16 protein-coding genes are annotated in these 20,206 nt (G+C 40.3%); 13 read left to right on the plus strand and 3 right to left on the minus strand.

Annotated features, from left to right (window positions below; genetic code table 11):
• Nucleotides 1-204 precede the first annotated feature (204 nt).
• The 8 genes from MORIYA_RS01495 (at nucleotide 205) to MORIYA_RS01530 (ending at nucleotide 9,641) form a co-directional block, all read left to right on the plus strand.
• Complete coding sequence (locus MORIYA_RS01495) at nucleotides 205-1,227, plus strand: hypothetical protein (RefSeq protein WP_112712089.1); 1,023 nt, start codon at nucleotides 205-207, stop codon at nucleotides 1,225-1,227.
• 48 nt (nucleotides 1,228-1,275) lie between these two features.
• Nucleotides 1,276-1,545: a hypothetical protein gene (locus tag MORIYA_RS01500; protein WP_112712091.1), complete on the plus strand. Its 270-nt coding sequence runs from the start codon at nucleotides 1,276-1,278 to the stop codon at nucleotides 1,543-1,545.
• Nucleotides 1,535-2,044 (plus strand): T6SS immunity protein Tdi1 domain-containing protein, encoded by a 510-nt coding sequence (locus MORIYA_RS01505; protein ID WP_112712093.1) that lies wholly within the window; start codon nucleotides 1,535-1,537, stop codon nucleotides 2,042-2,044. The genes MORIYA_RS01500 and MORIYA_RS01505 overlap by 11 nt, the downstream gene beginning before the upstream one ends.
• Nucleotides 2,045-2,608: 564 nt before the next feature.
• Nucleotides 2,609-2,914: a hypothetical protein gene (locus MORIYA_RS01510; RefSeq protein WP_112712095.1), complete on the plus strand. Its 306-nt coding sequence runs from the start codon at nucleotides 2,609-2,611 to the stop codon at nucleotides 2,912-2,914.
• A gap of 204 nt (nucleotides 2,915-3,118) precedes the next feature.
• Nucleotides 3,119-4,666, plus strand: a complete 1,548-nt coding sequence (istA, locus tag MORIYA_RS01515) for an IS21 family transposase (RefSeq protein WP_112712098.1) — start codon at nucleotides 3,119-3,121, stop codon at nucleotides 4,664-4,666.
• Between the two features lie 10 nt (nucleotides 4,667-4,676).
• Complete coding sequence (istB, locus tag MORIYA_RS01520; protein ID WP_112712100.1) at nucleotides 4,677-5,429, plus strand: IS21-like element helper ATPase IstB; 753 nt, start codon at nucleotides 4,677-4,679, stop codon at nucleotides 5,427-5,429.
• 66 nt (nucleotides 5,430-5,495) lie between these two features.
• On the plus strand, nucleotides 5,496-8,756 hold the full coding sequence (locus MORIYA_RS01525; protein ID WP_112712102.1) for an AAA domain-containing protein: 3,261 nt from the start codon (nucleotides 5,496-5,498) through the stop codon (nucleotides 8,754-8,756).
• 258 nt (nucleotides 8,757-9,014) lie between these two features.
• Nucleotides 9,015-9,641 carry a hypothetical protein gene (locus MORIYA_RS01530; RefSeq protein ID WP_112712104.1) on the plus strand — a complete coding sequence of 209 codons (627 nt, stop codon included), beginning with the start codon at nucleotides 9,015-9,017 and terminating at the stop codon, nucleotides 9,639-9,641.
• A gap of 233 nt (nucleotides 9,642-9,874) precedes the next feature.
• On the opposite strand, the gene MORIYA_RS01535 is transcribed toward MORIYA_RS01530, so the two are convergent.
• Nucleotides 9,875-10,786: a LysR family transcriptional regulator gene (locus MORIYA_RS01535; protein WP_112712106.1), complete on the minus strand. Its 912-nt coding sequence runs from the start codon at nucleotides 10,784-10,786 to the stop codon at nucleotides 9,875-9,877.
• 160 nt (nucleotides 10,787-10,946) lie between these two features.
• On the opposite strand from MORIYA_RS01535, the gene MORIYA_RS01540 reads away from it, so the two are divergent.
• The 4 genes from MORIYA_RS01540 (at nucleotide 10,947) to MORIYA_RS01555 (ending at nucleotide 16,271) form a co-directional block, all read left to right on the plus strand.
• On the plus strand, nucleotides 10,947-12,137 hold the full coding sequence (locus tag MORIYA_RS01540) for a glycine C-acetyltransferase (RefSeq protein ID WP_112712108.1): 1,191 nt from the start codon (nucleotides 10,947-10,949) through the stop codon (nucleotides 12,135-12,137).
• 95 nt (nucleotides 12,138-12,232) lie between these two features.
• Nucleotides 12,233-13,258, plus strand: coding sequence for an L-threonine 3-dehydrogenase (gene tdh / locus MORIYA_RS01545; protein WP_112712110.1), 1,026 nt, complete (start codon nucleotides 12,233-12,235; stop codon nucleotides 13,256-13,258).
• Nucleotides 13,259-13,481: 223 nt separating this feature from the next.
• Nucleotides 13,482-14,624, plus strand: coding sequence for an acyl-CoA desaturase (locus MORIYA_RS01550; RefSeq protein WP_112712112.1), 1,143 nt, complete (start codon nucleotides 13,482-13,484; stop codon nucleotides 14,622-14,624).
• Between the two features lie 345 nt (nucleotides 14,625-14,969).
• Nucleotides 14,970-16,271 carry an inosine/guanosine kinase gene (locus tag MORIYA_RS01555; protein WP_112712114.1) on the plus strand — a complete coding sequence of 434 codons (1,302 nt, stop codon included), beginning with the start codon at nucleotides 14,970-14,972 and terminating at the stop codon, nucleotides 16,269-16,271.
• Nucleotides 16,272-16,396: 125 nt separating this feature from the next.
• On the opposite strand, the gene dacB is transcribed toward MORIYA_RS01555, so the two are convergent.
• Nucleotides 16,397-17,851, minus strand: a complete 1,455-nt coding sequence (gene dacB / locus MORIYA_RS01560; protein WP_232011462.1) for a D-alanyl-D-alanine carboxypeptidase/D-alanyl-D-alanine endopeptidase — start codon at nucleotides 17,849-17,851, stop codon at nucleotides 16,397-16,399.
• Between the two features lie 165 nt (nucleotides 17,852-18,016).
• On the opposite strand from dacB, the gene MORIYA_RS01565 reads away from it, so the two are divergent.
• Nucleotides 18,017-18,307 (plus strand): GIY-YIG nuclease family protein, encoded by a 291-nt coding sequence (locus MORIYA_RS01565; RefSeq protein WP_112712118.1) that lies wholly within the window; start codon nucleotides 18,017-18,019, stop codon nucleotides 18,305-18,307.
• Here MORIYA_RS01565 and MORIYA_RS01570 read toward each other — a convergent pair.
• Nucleotides 18,288-20,075 carry a GMC family oxidoreductase gene (locus MORIYA_RS01570; protein ID WP_112712120.1) on the minus strand — a complete coding sequence of 596 codons (1,788 nt, stop codon included), beginning with the start codon at nucleotides 20,073-20,075 and terminating at the stop codon, nucleotides 18,288-18,290. The genes MORIYA_RS01565 and MORIYA_RS01570 overlap by 20 nt on opposite strands.
• Nucleotides 20,076-20,206: the final 131 nt, after the last annotated feature.

The raw sequence follows: 20,206 nt of genomic DNA on the forward strand, positions 1-20,206 counted from the left end.
AAATCTGTGTAATTGCCCTCGAATCCGATGTGTAGCTAAAACAAACTAGTTTGGTATTCCATCAAACTGGTACCTCCTCTAAATTTTATCCATTTTTATCTAATCCCAAAAACATCTTTGCGTCCAATGTACTGAACTTAGTGTTGATGCTGTGGCTTACAATGCACTGTCTCTGCAGGTGACTAAAGCGTTGGGTATCCGCCAATGGAAGCTAAACTGGCGGTAGTAACAGATTTGGAGAGCAAAGGAAGGCAAGGCGCTTACGTTGAAGGTAAAGGGTTTATCAATGATAAAACCAATTCTACACTTGAGTCGTCAGCTAATACGGTACTGCATGAAAATCAGCATCATGTCGATGCGGCTAATGCCCCTGTCGTAGAAGGAGTGAATTACGACGGTAACCGTGATGAATACGCGGACATGATAGCGGACGATGCCGTGGATTATTTGCAGTTTAACTACAGCAATAATGACAAAGGCAGCTTTGGTGGTTTCAACCTGCAAGTGGGCTCCAAAGGCAATGCTAACATTGCTAAAAACACGCAAGAGTTTGTGACGTTAAGGCAGGAAAATCCGGATACTGTTGATTACCGTACGCTAACAGATACTGAACGTTCAGTGATTGCAACATTGGCCGATGGCGATGCGACCAAAGAAAGGCAATTAACCGCTGCTGGTTGTGCTTTAACTCGCTGTAGTAACCAATACACCGAAGGGTCTGATAATTACAACTATTACAAAGCGTTAGAAGTTGAAGGCGCGGTAGAGAAAGACGCGCAGCAAGTACTCGTGAATTATAGTGATAGTGGGTTGGTACAAGGTACAACATATCCGGTAGCAAAAAAAGTAGTGACTGAAAATAAATTTACTTACAGTGATAGTGACAAAGGAAAGGATATCTTAACTCGAGGATATGGATATAGAGAGGAAAACCTCAAGAAAATTGTCAGTGAGATAATTGATAAATCTGGACTACCGGAAGGTGCGGTTAAGATAGTAAAAGATGTAACTCAGTTGGCTGTTATTGTGTTACCTGCGGTTGCGGGTTCTAAATCTGGAAAGCCAGCAACTAAGTCGACGAGGGACTATGGTAAGAATACTTGGAAGAAAGGACAATCAAAACAGCAAACTGATAGTGGAAGCGCTAGTCAGAATGGAAATGGTAGTGATAATATTGGGATTAAAGGCTCGGAGGTTAGTGATAGAGTTATCATTGTACCTAAATAAAAAGCAGATGTATTTGATGACTGGAAAAAAGCAGCTGAAGATGGAACTTTGATAAGAACAGACCCTAAAACTGTGAGAGGTTCTGGTTTTAGAAAAAAACTGACGAAAGAGCAAGGTCCGCCACCAAGTGATGGATTTGATGCTGACCATAAAGTTGAGCTTTGTGTAGGTGGTGCTGATTGTACCTCGTCAAATGGTCAGTGGTTGGAAAGTGGTCCAAATCGATCTTCTGGGCCAAAAATTTATAACAAAGTAAAAGAAGATCCCCTAGGGACTGTTTACGATAAAGTAAAGTTGGAGGAAAATAATGGTGGATAAATCTATTTTACCTGAGTTCGATGGTGAGTCTGCGTATTCTGGGGCTCTTCGATTTTATGACGATTCATGCTCAGATTGGGAGTATGAGTGGGGGAAATTATATGGGTCAATGAAACCGACATTTAAATTGTTTGCTATAGACGCATTTGGAACAGCTTATGGACTCCTCTCTGATGAAAATGTTGCTATTTTCTGGAGTGAGACAGGCGAGTTGGAACCTATAGATGCCAATTTAGAAGAATTTCTAGGCATGATTTTAGAAGACCCTTACACTACTATTAATTATGACTTATATATATCTGCGGTTGAGCATCTTGGAAAACCCAGTTTTCATGAGCATTTTGCATTTAAGGTAGAGCTAGCATTAGGTGGAAGTTTGTCCGTAGATAATTTGACGATCATGGACTCTACAAAACACTTTCATTCATTAGCCAAAATCGCATTTCAGATCAATGAGATAAAGGTGGGCTCTAGTATTCGCCTTATCACTCGCGAGTAATATTGGCTTTGGTGCACCGCTAAGCTCATGCGTTTTAAAGCCATATTAGCTGTTAATATACAACTACCCAAATTACCATTATGGGTAGTTGGTTTATTTATGCTGGTGGATAGTAATAAACAGCGTAATTAAGTTTCTAAGATTCACAGAATCTTTACCAATATCAGCATAGGTTACACCAATGTAGCCTAAAATCACTCCTTCTAACCAGTAGCTTCGTTTAATTACATTCTCATGTGACTATCAGAACTTCGATTTCTCGTAACATAGATAGCGGTTGTCTGGATAGAAAACAGTGTTGAATTAAGACTGTATTTTCAAATGAATAAAATGAAAAATTTAATCCTACGCTCTAATGAGACATTACTTCTTTTATACCATCCCAAAGTTCACCGACATAACTCGCCTAGATATGTGATTTGTGGTAATAATAAACCTATGAAATTAAAAGGTTAAAAAGTCTGTTGGCTAGAAAATGAAAATTAAGTTGCCTATTGGAAATCAAAATACAGTTTAAAAGCTGACTACATTATTTGTAGCGTTGAAAAGAAGCATGGAGTACTAATGATAGAGTTTAAATGGGCCACATATTGGCGCAATTCACTTGCCGATTCAGATTCAAGCAAGGGTACTTTCACTAAAAAAGATACAGCTTCTTTTATTAGAGTTAGCCGTGATATTAGAAGAACTGGCAAGCTAGATCTTGATAAAGTCGAACAACTTTTTCGTGACGAAAAGAGTAGCGTCCATGTCGTAAAAGTGGTTTACCGTCCTAACATAAAAGAACTGAAACTTAGTCACGGTAAGGTATTGAGAGGTAACTTACCAGAAATTTATACCGCATTGATCTGTCCTTTATGTGCATATTAACCACCATGGAGATCACCTAATAACATCGATGGAGATCACCCAATAACCTCAATCAAGATCAGCTAATAACATTCATGAAGATCACTTTTACCCTGAAATGTTATTGAGTGATCTCCATGAATGTTATTGGACAAACTTGCTTTTTTCACTGCCCTGTAGGTGTATTTAACCGTTATTCTGTTCATTTTGATGAAGGGAATGACTATGCCAACGGCACCTATATCTATGCGTAAATTAAAAGAGATCCTTAGACTCAAATACGGTTGTTCACTGAGCCATCGTCAAGTCGCTAAAAGTTTATCTATCTCCCCCTCAGTGGTATCTCGTTATGCCAATCGAGCAGCCCAAATGGGGATCACCTCATGGCCGTTATCTGAGGAATGGGATGATGTGACTCTTCATCAAAAATTTCTGCACACTACCGTCAAAACCAATCCCCAAATCACCACCCCAGATTGGTCGGTGATCCATCAAGAACTCAAGCCAAAAACAATGACTCTGCAATTACTATGGGAAGAATACAGAGAACGAAATAACAATAAATTCTATAGTTACAATCACTTCTGCCGGCTATATAAGAAATGGCTTGGTTGTCAAAAACCATCGATGCGACAACAGCATAAGGCGGGTGAAAAACTATTTATTGATTACTGTGGGCCGACGATGAACATTATTGATCCTACAACCGGTGAAATTAAAACGGCACAAATTTTTGTTGCCGTGATGGGTGCCTCTAATTACACCTATGCAGAAGCCACGTGGACCCAAGGTCTAGAAAATTGGGTGATGAGCCACGCTCGCTGTTTCACCTTTTTAGGCGGTGTTCCTGAGCTCTTGATCCCAGACAACTTAAAAAGCGGTACAACCAGATCGTGTCGCTATGATCCCGATATTAACCCGACGTATTCACAGATGGCTGCGCATTATAATACGGTCATCGTGCCGGCTCGCCCTTATAAACCCAAGGATAAAGCCAAAGCTGAAGTGGCTGTACAGATCGTAGAGCGCTGGATCATGGCCGCATTGAGGCATGAAGACTTTTTTTCTTTGCGACAATTAAATATCCGGATCGAAGAATTGCTACTTGAACTCAATCAACGGGCCATGAAAGTGCATCCTGGTACGCGTCATTCACAATTTATTGCCATTGATAAGCCAGAATTGAAACCCTTACCCCTTGAACCGTATATCTATACCCAAGTGAAAATGGTGACTGTACATATCGACTATCACATTGATATAGAAAAGCATTATTACTCTGTACCGCATTCACTGATAAAGAAAAAACTCGAAGCGCATATTACCGGTGAACTCGTCACAGTATACCATCAGGGAGAGTGTGTAGCGGTGCATCCTCGTTCTCACAAGATTGGTGGACACAGCACGCTTGATGCTCATATGCCTGTTTCACATCGAAAACAAGGGGAATGGTCACCGCAACGATTTGAGAAATGGGCGCAAGATATTGGCCCAAAAACAGAAGAGCTCGTCACTCTGTTAATGCAAGAAAGGCCACATCCTGAGCAAGCTTACCGCGTTTGCTTAGGATTGCTTGCGCTAGGTAAACAATACACAACACCGCGCTTAGAGGCTGCATGTGGACGCGCTTTACATACAGGAATAAGAAGATTAGCGGGTATCAAATCTATTCTTAAAAAAGGCCTAGATAACCAACCACTACCTGAACAACAGTTAGATCTATTAGCAGAAATAGAGCACAACAATGTGCGTGGCAATACGTATTATCATTAAGGGAAATGGAATGAAAACAATTTATAATCAACTGACTACGCTTGGTTTGTCCGGCATCAAAGACGCCCTCACATTACAGACGGAACAGCCGACGCATTACCGAGAACTCGCGTTCGAAGAAAGGCTAAGCTTACTGCTTGATAATGAGCTTAACGCACGTTCACAACGTAAAATAGCGCGCTTAACACGGCAAGCTAAATTCAGAGTTCATGCTGGCATAGAGCAGTTAGATTATCGTGCCAAGCGCAACCTGAATAAGTCACAGATCCGAACCTTGGCGCAGGGCGAGTGGTTGCGATTACATCAAAATATATTGATCACCGGGGCAACAGGGTGTGGCAAAACATACCTTGCCTGTGCCTTCGGGCATCAGCATTGCCAACAAGGGCAAAGCGTATTTTATTTTAGGCTGAAAGAACTACTCGAAAAAATGTTTTTTGCACAGGCTGACGGAACCTATCGAAAACTGATAGGAAAGTTAACCAATGCAGATTTACTGATCTTGGATGATTGGGGACTGGAGCCATTAAATGCACAGCAACGAAGCGATTTACTTGAACTGATTGATGCCCGATATGACAGTAAATCGACTTTAATTGCCAGTCAATTACCGCAAGAACATTGGTACAAAATGATCGGAGAATCGACGCATGCTGATGCAATTCTGGACCGACTGGTACATGGCTCGATAAAGATAGAATTAGAGGGCGAATCAATGCGAAAAATGACCAATAACTTGACTGATGGAGATCACTCAGTATAAATTAAACCTAGCTCTACAGACGGAGAAAAAAGTGATCTCCATGAATGTTATTGAGCGATCTCCTTCATGTTAATACGCACTTTATGGGTTAATCGAGAAGGACTGTTATTTCCTGCTGGTCCTGTGACAGTCCCAAGAGATCTACTTACGCCACTGGAAGTTTCGCAATTTACACTTGGTACGGTTGATTCTCTAGATGAATTTTTAACTAAGTCAAAATTAACCACATTGACTGACGAAGAGGTGGCAGACAAGATTGATGACGAGAAATTATTGCAACAGGAAAGCAATTGGCAGTTATATGTGAAGCATTGTGGCGATTTATATCAATACGTTTGTAATAAAACGAATAGTGATTCAGCGTTAGCTTCATGTTACATCCAACCAGAATATTCTTTTGTCGTTAAATCAGAACAATCAACAGGTATGTCTACTAAAATATTGGAACTTTATGATTCAATTATCGCGAAAAAACCTGAGTTAGCTTTATTCAAAAGCTATGCTAGCCGTCAAATATGCGATTTTGACGATTGCATTAAACCTGAAAAATCTACATATCTTCGTAACGGCCATTCAAGTAACTTATACGCATTGGCTGATGCCCAACGCGATGCATTAACTCATGCTCTTTGCATGCAAGATGGGGATATTCTAGCGGTTAATGGCCCCCCTGGAACGGGAAAAACAACGTATGTATTATCGGTTGTCGCGTCCATGTGGGTCGACGCTGCGCTTAAACAGACGAATGCTCCGGTTATTTTTGCCGCATCGACGAATAATCAAGCCGTGACTAATATTATCGATGCTTTCGGTAAAGATTTCTCTGAAGGGGAAGGGCCTTTAAGTGGTCGTTGGTTGCCTGATATTAACAGCTACGGTGCATATTTTCCTTCTCGATCTCGTCAGGATGAAGCTCAGAAAAAGTTTCAAACCAAGACATTTTTTGAGAGCGTCGAAGATTCAGATTATCTCGAACAAGCAGAGCACTTCTTTTTGGAAAAAGCCAAGCAAGTTTCTGATGCTGGTTCTGTTGAAGACATTCGCCACTTCTTGCACTCACAATTAACATTCAAGCAATCTCAATTGAAAGAAATGGGAACCTTCTGGTCAGAACTGTGCCAAGTGCGTGAGCAAGTATTAGCTGAGATAGGTGAAAACCCTGAATTGACGCTTGGGGATTTAAAGCAATCATTATTAGACAGCGAACAGCTATCTCAGAACATGAGTCGCGATGGCATAAAATGGAAACAATTCTTAGCTTCTGAGTCATTTTGGTTAACGACGTTTAGCTGGATGAAATCAATTAGAAAAAAGAGAAATTTAAAGCGTGAATTATATCTTTCAGAACATTTGAGCAAAGATATTTTAGATTTGGTTATTAAACTAGATACAGATGACGTTGAGCAATTTTTAATTAATCAACAAAGTATAATAGACGCGCACTCTAAAAATTTGGCTAATGATTATAATAACAAACAATCACTATTAGTTAATCAAATAGAAATTGAACATAATTGGGTTACTCTCGCTCAGTCGTTAGATGTACCAGTAACTACGGTACCTAGTTTTGATGTAGTAGATAAGCAAGCTGATACTCAAATACGCTTCGTCATGTTCAGATTAGCTGTTCATTATTGGGAAGCGAGTTGGTTAATTGAAAGTAAAAAACTTGGTAATGGTTTTAACGGATTAAAGAAAAAAACAGGAATGTCCACGGTTATACCTCGCTGGCAAAGGCGTATGATGTTAACACCTTGCATTGTTTCGACTTTCCACTCTTTACCGTCTCTTATCACCGGCACTGCATTTAATGAAGGTAATTTCGAACAGGAACATATATTTAACTTTATCGATTTATTAATCGTTGATGAGGCTGGACAGGTATCACCTGAAGTCGCTGGGGCAGCCTTTGCTTTAGCTAAAAAATCATTGGTGATTGGAGATATACACCAGATAGAGCCAGTACGTTCTATTACTGGTGCTATTGATGTCGGTAATTTGTTTGCTCAGAACATACTAACAACACGAGATGATTATGACACTGTCTTAAATAATGGCAGAAGTGTGGTGAGTGGTAGTGTGATGCATATTGCCCAATCAGCAAGTCGTTTTCAATATCAGGACAAGATGGAATCTGGTATGTATTTGCGTGAACATCGACGCTGTTTTGATGAGATAATCATGTTTTGTAATGATCTTTGTTATAAAGGCGTACTGCTTCCGATGCGCGGTGGCGTGAGTAAAGATGTTGCTTATCCTGCCTTTGGTTATTTACATATTGATGGTAAAGCTGAACAACGAACAGGAGGTAGCCGTTTTAATTCGCTTGAGGCTGAGACAATTGCAAGTTGGTTAGAGCAAAACCGAGAAAAACTTGAAGCTGAATATAACGATAAAGTTGAAAACATAGTAGGGATAGTTACGCCATTTAAAGCTCAGGTTAATGAGATTGAAAATCAATGTACAAAACTTGGTATCAAGGTCGGTAAGAACTCTGATGAATTAACGGTGGGTACGGTGCATGCACTCCAAGGCGCCGAACGAAAAGTAATCATATTTTCGCCTGTGTATACAAGGCACAATAATGGTGGCTTTATTGATAGCTCTCAAAGTATGCTAAATGTCGCTGTTTCTAGGGCAAAAGATAGCTTTTTAGTGTTTGGCGATATGGATGTTATGGCCAGCTGCGCGTCCTCAGAACCCCGTGGTGTATTAGCTAAATACTTGTTTGATAAAGATGAAAATGAATTATTTTTTGTCGCTAAAAAAAGAAGTGATTTATTGAATTTATGTCGTGAGCCAAGATTAATTAACAATGCTAAAGAACATGATGAATATATCATTGAGTTGTTAAGTGAAGTAAATACACAGATTACTATTGTGTCTCCTTGGGTGCAGTTAGCAAAGCTCGAATCTACTGGTATTCTAAATTCCATTAAAGCAACATTAGGCCGAAACGTAGTTATTAATTTTTATACTGACCGTCATTTTAATACAACTACTAATAACAAATTTGATGGTGAGAAAGAAAGAGTATTTGTTAGTTGTTGTGAGTATTTAGCGTCACTTGGAGTTTGTGTATCGATAATCAAAGGTGTTCATAGCAAGCTTATAATGGCCGATGGCTGCCATATAAGTGTAGGTTCATTCAATTGGTTTAGTGCCGTGAGAAGTGGTGTATATGCCAACATGGAAACGTCTTTTGTCTACACTGGTGAGCTAAAAAGTGAAATAAAGACTCAAATGGAATTTTTAAAATCGCGCGTTTATAAGGAATATCCGAATAAAGAAATAACCGCGATAGAAAGAGATAGTCTTACAGTTTAGATACGTAAAAGTTGGACGAAAATGGCTTGGTGTTATTACTCTAGTCGATAGTGATATCATTATATTTTGTAGGGGTAGTGAAGGGATCCATCTCGCACCCCACCCAATTACGCATAATATGCGCAATGATTCAGTCTTTTGATTTGAGGAAAAATTAGCTATACCACATCACTTTGATAACGTACGTAATCCCACCTTTGCTGCCGTAGAGTGTAATAAAGCGGCTGACTAACATAGAGCCTAAAAGGACACTAAGCAATGAAAACCTATAGCTATGAGCACGGCGGCGAATTTGTAACAGCATTCGCAACCAAGCAGCAATATATTAACTCACTAGGGACACCGAAAGATCGTTTCAATAAATTACGGGCAGGTGAAGTTCAAAGGCACTGGCTTTATATTGGCAGCGACTTAAGGCAGTTTCTAATAGAAATATTCTTAATGATGAAAACGGCGGAACCGTGGGAAGCTATACAGGTCATCATCGAGGATAAGCAGCTAAATCTTGAAAAGTACGATGAGGAGCAACATGGAGAGATTAAGGCGCGGCTAGATAGTGTTTATAGCTTGATGGATGGTAAGTCTATAGCGTCTAAATGCCTATGGGAGGTTAGGCGAGGGATACATAGAGATTATCATGATCTTTGCTTTAATCGGGTTATGTTACCGCATCGGTTTACCCACGTAAGAGGTGACCTATATTTAGTCGTAAACAAGCAAGGGAAGCCATTAGGTTACTTGGGCGAGCCGTTAAGCCATTCAGGGCTAAGGTTGCATCGCATAGAGGGCGTGGTCAAGTCTTGCGTAGCTACAGGGGCTAGGGATGAGATAGCTGTTGCTAAAAGTATTCTAAAGCGTATGGATATAACCGACGAAGTATACTAATCGGCACCTATTGTAGTGGTTGAACAATCGGGTAAGTTACAATTTATTTTATAATCATAATCTTAATAGTTTATTCAAATAGAATAGGTGTATCTGACTCTATTACCCCTTAGCCAAAAATAGTGTTAACAGCGCCCCAATATCAGCCCCTGCTAAGTTTGTCACTTGGCCAGTGAAGTGCTGACAGGTTGCCCAACAAGTACTTCAGAGACTGAAAACAAGTGTCTATAGCATTAACACAAGTGTTGAATCGCGTAATCGATAAAGACTCTGAGTTTTGTTGGCATATATTTGGTTTGAGCATATTGCAGTGCAATGATCCCCTGATAATTACCCTTAATCGTCCAGTCACAGAGAACCTCTGTTACATCTCCTTTGCTTATTGCTTCCTGCACGACGAAGTCGGGGAAAATGCCGATACCCAAGCCGTTAATGACACCGTTTAGGCGCATCTGAGAATGGTTGACTGCGTAACGGCCAGAGACTGTAACGGTATGGGATTCGTCGCCTTTCACAAAATTCCAGATGTGGTCGGTTTCATTTTCTGCTAAATATAAGCAATCGTGTTGTTTTAATTGTTCAGGGTGGAAAGGAATACCCTTATCTTTTAGGTAATCAGGGCTTGCACATAACACTAAGTAGGTTTTAGCAATCTCTTTTAGCACCAAATTTTCATCCGGCTTATCCGTAAGCATAAAGGCGATATCGATACCGTGTTCAAAGATATCGATTGGCCCATCAATAGCACGCAGCTTCAGTTGAATCTGCGGATACAGCTGTAAAAATGGAACGACAAAAGGCTGTAGCACCACATTTAAAAATGCCTCAGGTGCCGCAACGGTGATTGAACCTGCGGGTTTAGTATGTTCGATACTTGATATTTCAACAACTTGCTTTGCAGCATTAACCATAGGGACACATTGATCGTAAATCTTCTTTCCCGCTTCGGTAATGATCAGTTTTCTGGTCGTGCGTTCAAACAGTTTAACGGATAAGGCTTGCTCAAGCCGGGTAATGGTTTTACTCAGTGCAGAAGGGGTGACATTTATTTTCTTTGCTGCTGCAGTAAAACTGCCCTCCTGAACAACGAGAGTAAAACTAGCCAAGTCGGGTAATAAGGCGATCAGTTTGTGAAATATCATCATTCTATTTGTGCCTGTGTTTCACTAATGTTGTTCCATCTACAGGGATAATAGTCTTATATGGGATCAATTAGAATAGCGTCACAGTATAAATTATTTCATGGCTTGTTCGGCTGTTCTTAATAACAAGTTGTTTCAAATAAAGTTAAAAAGGAATATTTACATGACTTCTACATTCTACAATCAGATCCGTAAGCAGTTAGAACAAACTAAAGCTGATGGCCTTTATAAACACGAACGAGTGATCACTTCAGCCCAAAATGCCAACATTCAAGTGGCAGGTAATGAAGTTGTTAACTTCTGTGCGAACAACTATTTAGGTTTGGCTAATCATGCTGATTTAATTGCGGCGGCACAATCAGGTTTAGAAAGCCACGGTTTTGGTATGGCGTCAGTACGCTTTATCTGTGGTACCCAGGACAAACATAAAGAATTAGAAAGTAAGATCAGTACTTTCCTCGGTATGGAAGATACTATCTTGTATACGTCTTGCTTTGATGCAAATACGGGTTTATTTGAGACGTTATTAAGTGCAGAAGATGCCATTATCTCAGACGAACTAAACCATGCGTCAATCATTGATGGTGTACGTCTATGTAAAGCAAAACGCTTCCGTTACAAAAATAACAACATGGCATCACTAGAAGAACAGCTGATTGCGGCCGATGCTGCAGGTGTTCGCCACAAGTTGATCGCAACGGATGGTGTATTTTCAATGGACGGCGTGATCGCTAACCTAAAAGGCGTTTGTGATCTTGCAGACAAATATAACGCACTGGTGATGGTTGATGATTCACATGCGGTTGGTTTTGTTGGTGAAGGCGGTCGTGGTACCCCTGAACATTGCGGCGTTATGGATCGTGTGGATATTATCACCGGTACATTAGGTAAAGCATTAGGCGGCGCGTCAGGCGGTTACACATCAGCTAAAAAAGAAGTAGTTGATTGGTTACGTCAGCGTTCACGTCCATACTTATTCTCCAACTCGGTTGCCCCTGCGATTGTGGCTGCATCAATTCGTGTTATCGACATGATGGCAGAAAGCCATGAATTACGTGCCAAAGTTAAATCTAACGCTGAACATTTCCGCCGTGGCATGAGCGCAGCTGGTTTTACACTGGCAGGTGCTGACCATGCAATTGTACCGGTAATGATTGGTGATGCGGCACTGGCTGCTGAAATGTCAGAGCGTTTATTAGCGGAAGGAATTTATGTTATCGGTTTCTCTTTTCCAGTGGTTCCACATGGTAAAGCACGTATCCGTACGCAAATGTCAGCAGCGCACAGCGTAGAACAAATTGATATTGCCATTGCCGCATTTACCCGTATCGGTAAAGATCTTGGCATCATCTAAATAGACAATTAATTAAGCTTCGAAGTACCTAGTACCTACTATCGAGAGTCTAAGTATTGAAGCTTAATATCATCGAGACAAGTGGATTTAAGAAAATGAAAGCACTAGCAAAATTAAAACCTGAACCAGGTATTTGGATGACAGACGTGGAAAAGCCAACGCTTGGCCACAATGACCTGTTAATTAAGATCCGTAAAACCGCGATCTGTGGTACCGATATCCATATTTATAACTGGGATGAATGGTCACAAAAAACCATTCCAGTACCTATGGTTGTTGGTCACGAGTATGTGGGTGAAGTTGTTGGTATTGGCCAGGAAGTTCGTGGTTTCACATTAGGTGATCGCGTTTCTGGTGAAGGTCACATTACCTGTGGTCACTGTCGTAACTGTCGTGCCGGCCGTACCCATTTATGTCGTAATACGATTGGTGTTGGTGTTAACCGTGAAGGCGCATTTGCTGAATACTTAGTTATTCCGGCATTTAATGCATTCAAACTACCCGATGATATTTCTGATGACATGGCGGCTATTTTTGATCCGTTTGGTAACGCAGTACACACTGCGTTATCATTTGATGTGGTTGGTGAAGATGTATTAATCACCGGTGCTGGTCCAATCGGCATCATGGCTGCGGCAGTATGTAAGCACGTTGGTGCACGTAATGTTGTGATCACTGATGTGAATGAATACCGTCTTGATCTTGCGCGTAAAATGGGAGTTACTCGTGCGGTGAACGTCACCAAAGAGTCACTGAAAGACGTGATGGACGAGCTTAAAATGACTGAAGGCTTCGATGTTGGCCTTGAAATGTCAGGTGTGCCATCTGCATTTCGCGATATGCTAGACAAGATGAACCATGGCGGTAAAATTGCTATGTTGGGCATTCCACCAAATGATATGAGCATCGAATGGGGCAATGTTATCTTTAAAGGTTTAGTGATTAAAGGTATTTACGGTCGTGAAATGTTTGAAACTTGGTATAAAATGGCAGCATTAATTCAGTCAGGTTTAGACCTAACACCAATCATTACACACCACTTCCCAATTGATCAATTCCAAGAAGGTTTTGATATTATGCGTTCAGGCATGTCAGGTAAAGTGATCCTTGATTGGGAATGATAAAAACATAAGATCTACCCAGAGGTACTTGGCTTAATGTCTACTCAAGCCCTCGACGGTATTAGCTAAAAACGTGATTTGTGTAGTATATTTAATTTAAGAAAAGTAAATAGTCGATTATATAGCTATTTACGTAACATTGGATTGCTTTAATTAACAACTCAGCTTACACTTGTACGCTGTTATTAATGAAACTACTTCATCAGACTTTAGAGATAGTATTATGAAAAAACCACCGTTAATTTGGTTAAACGTATTCGTTTTTGCTTCAACCTTCCTTGTCGCTATCACTGCAGTGCCTTGGTATGGTTATACGTATGGCTTTGAGACATTCGAAGTTGTTGCTATGATCGTGGGTATTTTCGTGTGTGGCTTGTCTATTACAGGTGGCTACCACAGGCTTTGGTCTCATCGTACTTACAAGGCGCATTGGTCAGTACGATTGATTTTTGCATTAGGTGGTGCGTTTGCATTACAAAACAGTGCAATCCATTGGAGCTCTGATCACCGTCGTCACCACAAACATGTTGATCACGATGAGAAAGACCCGTATTCAGCAAGTCATGGCTTCTGGTATTCTCATATTGGTTGGATGTTACGTGAGTATGATGCCATGTTGTATAGTGATTATACAAATGTGCGCGACTTACAAAAAGATGCTATCGCAGTATGGCAGCATAAATATTATAACGTACTTGCACTGGTGATGAATGTTGGCGTGCCTATTTTAGTAGGTCTATTGTACGGCGATGTTTGGGCGAGCATATTATTATTAGGTGTAGCGCGTTTAGTATTGAGTCATCATTTTACTTTCTTCATCAATTCATGGGCGCACATTTGGGGCTCTCAGCCTTATACAGACCGTAACACGGCCCGTGATAATGCCTTATTGGCTATCTTCACTCATGGTGAGGGTTATCATAATTACCACCATATCTTTGAAACTGATTACCGTAATGGTATTAAGTGGTACCAATATGATCCAACCAAATGGTTAATCAACATATTAGCCTGGTGTAATTTAGCCAGTGATTTACGTACTGTACCCGAAGCGCGTATCGAGCAGGCTAAATTGAAGATGGAACTTAAACGCCGTCACGATAAAGTGCGTCACCTGCCGAATGCTGACGAAGTTATGGTACGTCTTAATCAAGAATACGATGTATTATGTGAGAGACTTAACGCTTTTTATAAAGCAAAAATCGTATTATTTGAATCTAAGAAAAAATCACTGAATGAGAAATTTGATAAAATTCAATTTGAGCAACAAATTCGTGATACTAAATTGCAACTAATTCAACTTAAAAACGCCTTCTATGAACAGCGTGAAGTTTGGAATAACATGCAGTTTAGTTTTTCTCACTAGATAACAGATGTATGTAATAACAGTTAGGTTGTAATCTTAATACAACCTGACGGATTGCCAAGGATGGCATATTTGTCAAGGAAGATATTTTTATCAAGCATAAAGATATGCGTAAGTATTTACTTGCACATGATTTACCAACCAATGACTTCGGTAACGCCTCGTTTTTCGCCTTTGTTTAATATGTTAGCCCATTACGTAAGTGTCTTTTACCATTTATTTCGATTAAATCTACGCGATCGACCAGAATGTGGTTAATAATTGGATTATTAAATTGGTTTTTCTGGTATTTCAGAATTAGACTGGTAAAATCAGCCCCTTTTATTCTCTCATGCTGGTTCAAATATGAAATTTCCCGGTCAACGTAAGTCTAAGCATTACTTTCCTGTTAATGCAGGTAATCGATTTGTCAAACCAGCAAACATTGCAAATGTAGATCAACCTGTATTATGTGGTATTGATCAGACACTCGTTGATATTGAAGCACATGTCGAAGATGCTTTTTTAACTCGTTTTGGTTTACGAAAAGGTGAGTCACTGATGATCAGTGATGAAATCGCCGAGCAAATTTATACTGAGCTAAAGCAGAGTGATCTTATCGTAAGCGAATTTGCAGGTGGTACTGTAGCCAATACACTGCATAACTACGCAATTCTATCTGAATCGCAGTCGCTACTGTTTGGTACTATGTGTGACCAAATTAAAATCGGCAGTTATGCGTACCAATATTTATGCAATACCAGTAGCAAGGTAAATCTTAATTACCTGCAACCTGTAAATGGCCCAATCGGTCGTTGCTTTACATTTATTTCTTCAGACGGTAATCGTAGTTTCGGTATCAATGCTGGCTTAATGAATAAATTAACCAAAGAGCATTTGCCTGTAGATCAACTGCAAAAAAGCTCTGGTTTACTTATTTCTGCTTATTTATTACGTTGTGCAGATGACGATCCAATCAAAGACGCTGCAATGTATATGGTTGAGCAAGCCAAATACCTTAATATTCCAATCATCCTTACACTGGGTACGCGTTTCATTATTGAAGGTAATGAAAAGTGGTGGCAGAATTTCATTAACGAATATGTGACCGTTATTGCAATGAACGAAGATGAAGGTGAAGCGTTAACAGGCTTTAGTGATCCTTTATTAGCGGCTGATGCGGCACTGGAATGGTGTGATCTTGTGCTTTGTACTGCAGGTGCAGAAGGTCTGTATATGGCTGGTTACACGGATGAGAAATTTAAACGCGAAACCAGTGGTCAATTATTGCCTGGTGCCATTGCTGAATTTAACCGCTATGAATATAGCCGTCCAATGCGCTTAATTGATACGACTGAACCCGTTAAGATGTATTCACATATTGCGCCGTACCTAGGCGGTCCTGTCGAAATCAAAAATACCAATGGCGCGGGCGATGGTGCATTATCGGCAATCTTACATGATATGTTAGCTAACTCTTATCACCGAGACATTGTGCCTAATTCTGATAAGCACACGGCGAACTTTCTGGCTTATTCATCGCTTTCACAGTTATGTAAATATGCAAACCGTGTCAGTTATGAAGTATTAGCACAACACTCTCCGCGTTTATTAAAAGGCTTGCCTGAACGTGAAGATTCATTAGATGAAGGCTACTGGTCTAGCTAATTACTAAGCAATCATTAATTCGAAAAATGGCGAACCGCTAAACGAATAATAAGTTAAGCTGTTCGCCATTTTTGTAACTGCATTATGTGCGTTTGGAGTAGTCGTAAATCATTAGTAATTAACCATTAATAGTTAGAGAAGATAGTGTTAAAGAACGCCGCTAAATACTGTGTTAGCGGTGATTTTTTCTTAGGTTGATTACTGTTGTCTTGTTCGATAGCGTTAGGGTTGTAACCACTTACCATCAGTACAAAAGGTACCCTGTGGTTTTTTTCAGTTTTTACAAAACCAACTAAATTGGATAAGCCTTTTAATGAGCCTGTTTTTGCAACAATCTTACCGATCAGCTTTTTAGTCAGTAAGCCGCGACGATATTGTAATGTGCCATCCAGACCAGATATTGGCATTGTATCTAATAATTGCAGTTCATCATCATGGCGAATAACATACACAAGCACGTTGAACATCGTTTGTGTTGAGACCAAATTGTGACGTGATAGTCCTGAACCATCGGCAATCACATTCGATGCTAATGATAAGCCTTCACCCGCCAAGATTTCACGCATGGCTTTAGCACCATTGCGGTAGTTACCTGGTTGCTGAAAGTATTCTGCTCCTATGGTTTTAAATAATATGTCTGCAATTAAGTTATCTGATTCTTTCATCATCTTGGTGATAATGTCTGCCAGCGGTGGTGATTGGTGGTTAACAATGACAGCGGTATTCACCGTTTGAAAACTTTCAACCACGTTACCGGTAAATTCAATGTTGGCCTGTGCTAATTCAGCATTAAGTAATGCGGTAAAATAAGTGACTGGATCGGATATCGCAAATGATAAGGGTAGGTTGCGTTTAGAGGGCGTAATACAACCAAATAAGGTGTAATTATTGTTTGGGTGACGTATGACCTCTAAATCACAAAACTGCGCTTGTTGCTGCGCTTTGCTAATGATATCGACTTGGCTAGTTAAAATGATGGGTTCATATTCTGGAATATAGATGGTGGCTTGTTTAAGATCGGCTGAGCGTTTTAAATTGCCTAATACACAATTATTGTTTATGACTAAAGCGGATGCTTGGGTGGCATAACAGATGGCTTGATCATTCCAAACTTGACCGTTGCCCCAATTATAACCATTAAAGCGACTTTGATTGAGCGTGATATCGCCACTAATCTTTGTGATGCCTCTTGCTTTCAAGCGCTTAAGCATGTTTCGTAGATCGTCTCTGCTAAAGGTTGGATCGCCGGTAAAGTTGAACTCCATCTCACTTACACTTTGTTTACTTATTTTGCCGTGCAAACTGGTATTAAAGATATACTCGTCGGTAAGATAAAGTTTTGCGGTTAATGCTGTTAGTAGCTTTTGTATTGAGGCGGGTGTAAATAACAGCTTGGCATTATGCTGGCTAGCAGTATTATTACTGACTGTTGCTGTCGAACTGAAAGGTTGCCCAACAATATAGGCCACATTTGTACCTGAAGGAAGCAGCTTTTCTAAAGACGCTATTTTATCGCTATTCGCACTGGCGCTCATGCTGATGAAGTAGAGAGTGATACAATATAGGTAAGTTCGTAACATATTATTTTTGCATATTTATCGTTATATGGATGATTATTCTATCTGAGATTGTAAAGTAATAGAATGAGTATAATTAATTGACACTAAAAATTTTTAATATGAACTGCTATGATAAGCAGATATTAGATTAGTTATCATTTTTAGCTATAAGTTCAAGGTTAAGTTGTGGTGAAAGCGAGTTTATGGATTGTTTATCTTATTGAAACGGATGCGGGTTTGTATTGTGGCATTACGACTGACATGGAGAGGCGTTATCAGCAACATTGTAAAGGAACCGGCGCAAAATTTTTCCGTCGTGCGAAACCGATACGTATTGCTTACACTGAAATTCACCCCGACCGAAGTCGAGCCAGTAAACGAGAGTACGCTATTAAACAACTACCGCGTAAACAAAAACTCGCGTTGGTTAATTCAGCGAGTATTTATTCACAACCTATTAAACGGCTTTTGTTATAATGTCTGGCACACCAGCCGTTTTCAGTGCTGAAGGATTACCATTGAGTGCTGCTGAGAAATGGATCGGTTTAATCTTAGCCGCTCTCTCGGCATCAAATACTGGGATCTGTGCCATCGCATGTTCAGTTAAGGCTAGGATCGTCAGTGACGGATTGACCCCTAAGTTACCGGCAATAATGGAACCGTCAAGTATACGTAGGTTTTTATAACCATAAGTCTGACCAGTATCATCAATCACAGCAGTCTCAGGATCTTTGCCCATTCTGGCACCGCCCATCATATGCGCTGTGATAGGGGTGCCAGCGATAACCTCTAAGGCGAGATTACCTGCATCACCACCAGAGTATTTAATGTAATGTTCAGCCACTTTATGCGCAATCGGGAAGTAGTTTCTGAGTTTTTCATCACCTTTATGTTGCACTGGTATCCAAGTCGGTTTGAACGGTGAGTACCAAGCACGTTTACTCTCGAGGTGGATATTGTTTTTTGCAGTTTGCATGACTAATAAAATGATGGTGTCTTTGGCTTTACCAACTGGGTTCATCATTTTTAGGGTTTTTATTGGTTGCTTGACAATGTTAAGCAGCATACTCACAGAGCGTGGAATGCCTGATTGTTTTGATGTGAGGGGGACAGACATACCCCCAGTGAATGCTGCATCGCTGCCTTTGGCATAACGCACTATTTCAACTTTAGTTTCATCATCAGGTGAAAAGATTGAAGTAATAGCTGTACCATTCCAAACTTCTTCTTTTTGCTCTTGCAAGGTTAAGCGATTATGTGAGACGGTTAATAATGTTTCTGAGTTTGTCAGTACATTTTGACCAAGGTTCGGGCTTAAGTTGGGTAATGTTTTGTCTACATCTCGCATTTTAAGCAATAACGGCATGGTGCCGAATACACCACCTGACACAACCACTCCTCGTGTCGTTAGGGTGTACTTTTTCTTATTAAACAGTCCCAGACCTTCAGTAATGTGGATGGTATAACCGGCGCTACCATCTTTGATGCCGTTCTCATCAGCAATAGGTTCAATCTTAGTTACATTTGATTCTGGGCGGATCTCTGCGCCATTACGTTCAGCAAAGTAAAGGTAGTTTTTATCAAGAGTATTTTTAGCATTATGACGGCAGCCTGACATACAGTTACCACAATAAGTGCAACTATTACGTTGTGGCCCATCACCATTAAAATAGGGGTCGCCACGATCTTCACCTAAGCGTTCTACATCGATATTTTGTGAAACTTTATCTTCACCTTTTGGATAGAGCAGGCCGCTATATACTGTTTTAAAGGTATCTTCACGTCCCATATCGGTTGCAACGTCTTTTAAGATAAGATCGGCAGGACCAAAGTAGCGGTTTTTTTGTACGCCAATCATGCGTTGTGCTAATGCGTAATAAGGGGATAGGCGTGAGTGCCAGTCGTCATGCATCCCTGTCCAAGATGGGTCTGCAAATATCTCTGCATCTGGAATAAGATGGGTATTGCCGTAAACGAGTGAACCACCGCCCACAGCACTACCGTGAACGAGGTTGATTTTACGAGTAACCGTGAATGTAAATGGGCCTGTTAATCCTAATTGTGGTAGCCACATAAAACGTTTTAGGTTCCAACTTGAGCGTGAAAACTCTTTGGTTCTAATACGCTTACCGCGCTCTAATATTAATACTCTAAATCCTTTTTCGGTTAAACGCAATGCGCTGGCTGAACCACCAAAACCAGAACCGATAATTATCTGGTCAAAATCAAAGTTAGTACTCGACATGTATTACCCCTACTGCTAATCAGTTAGTTTCACACCAAGACTGTGCCTCAAGCACTATATTTATTTTAGAATATCTTTGGTGCGCTCATTAGATTAATTAAGACTAATGACTGAAATATGTTATCAAGATG

Origin of the sequence: Moritella yayanosii (assembly GCF_900465055.1) — a bacterium.
GTDB classification, from domain to species: Bacteria; Pseudomonadota; Gammaproteobacteria; order Enterobacterales; family Moritellaceae; genus Moritella; species Moritella yayanosii.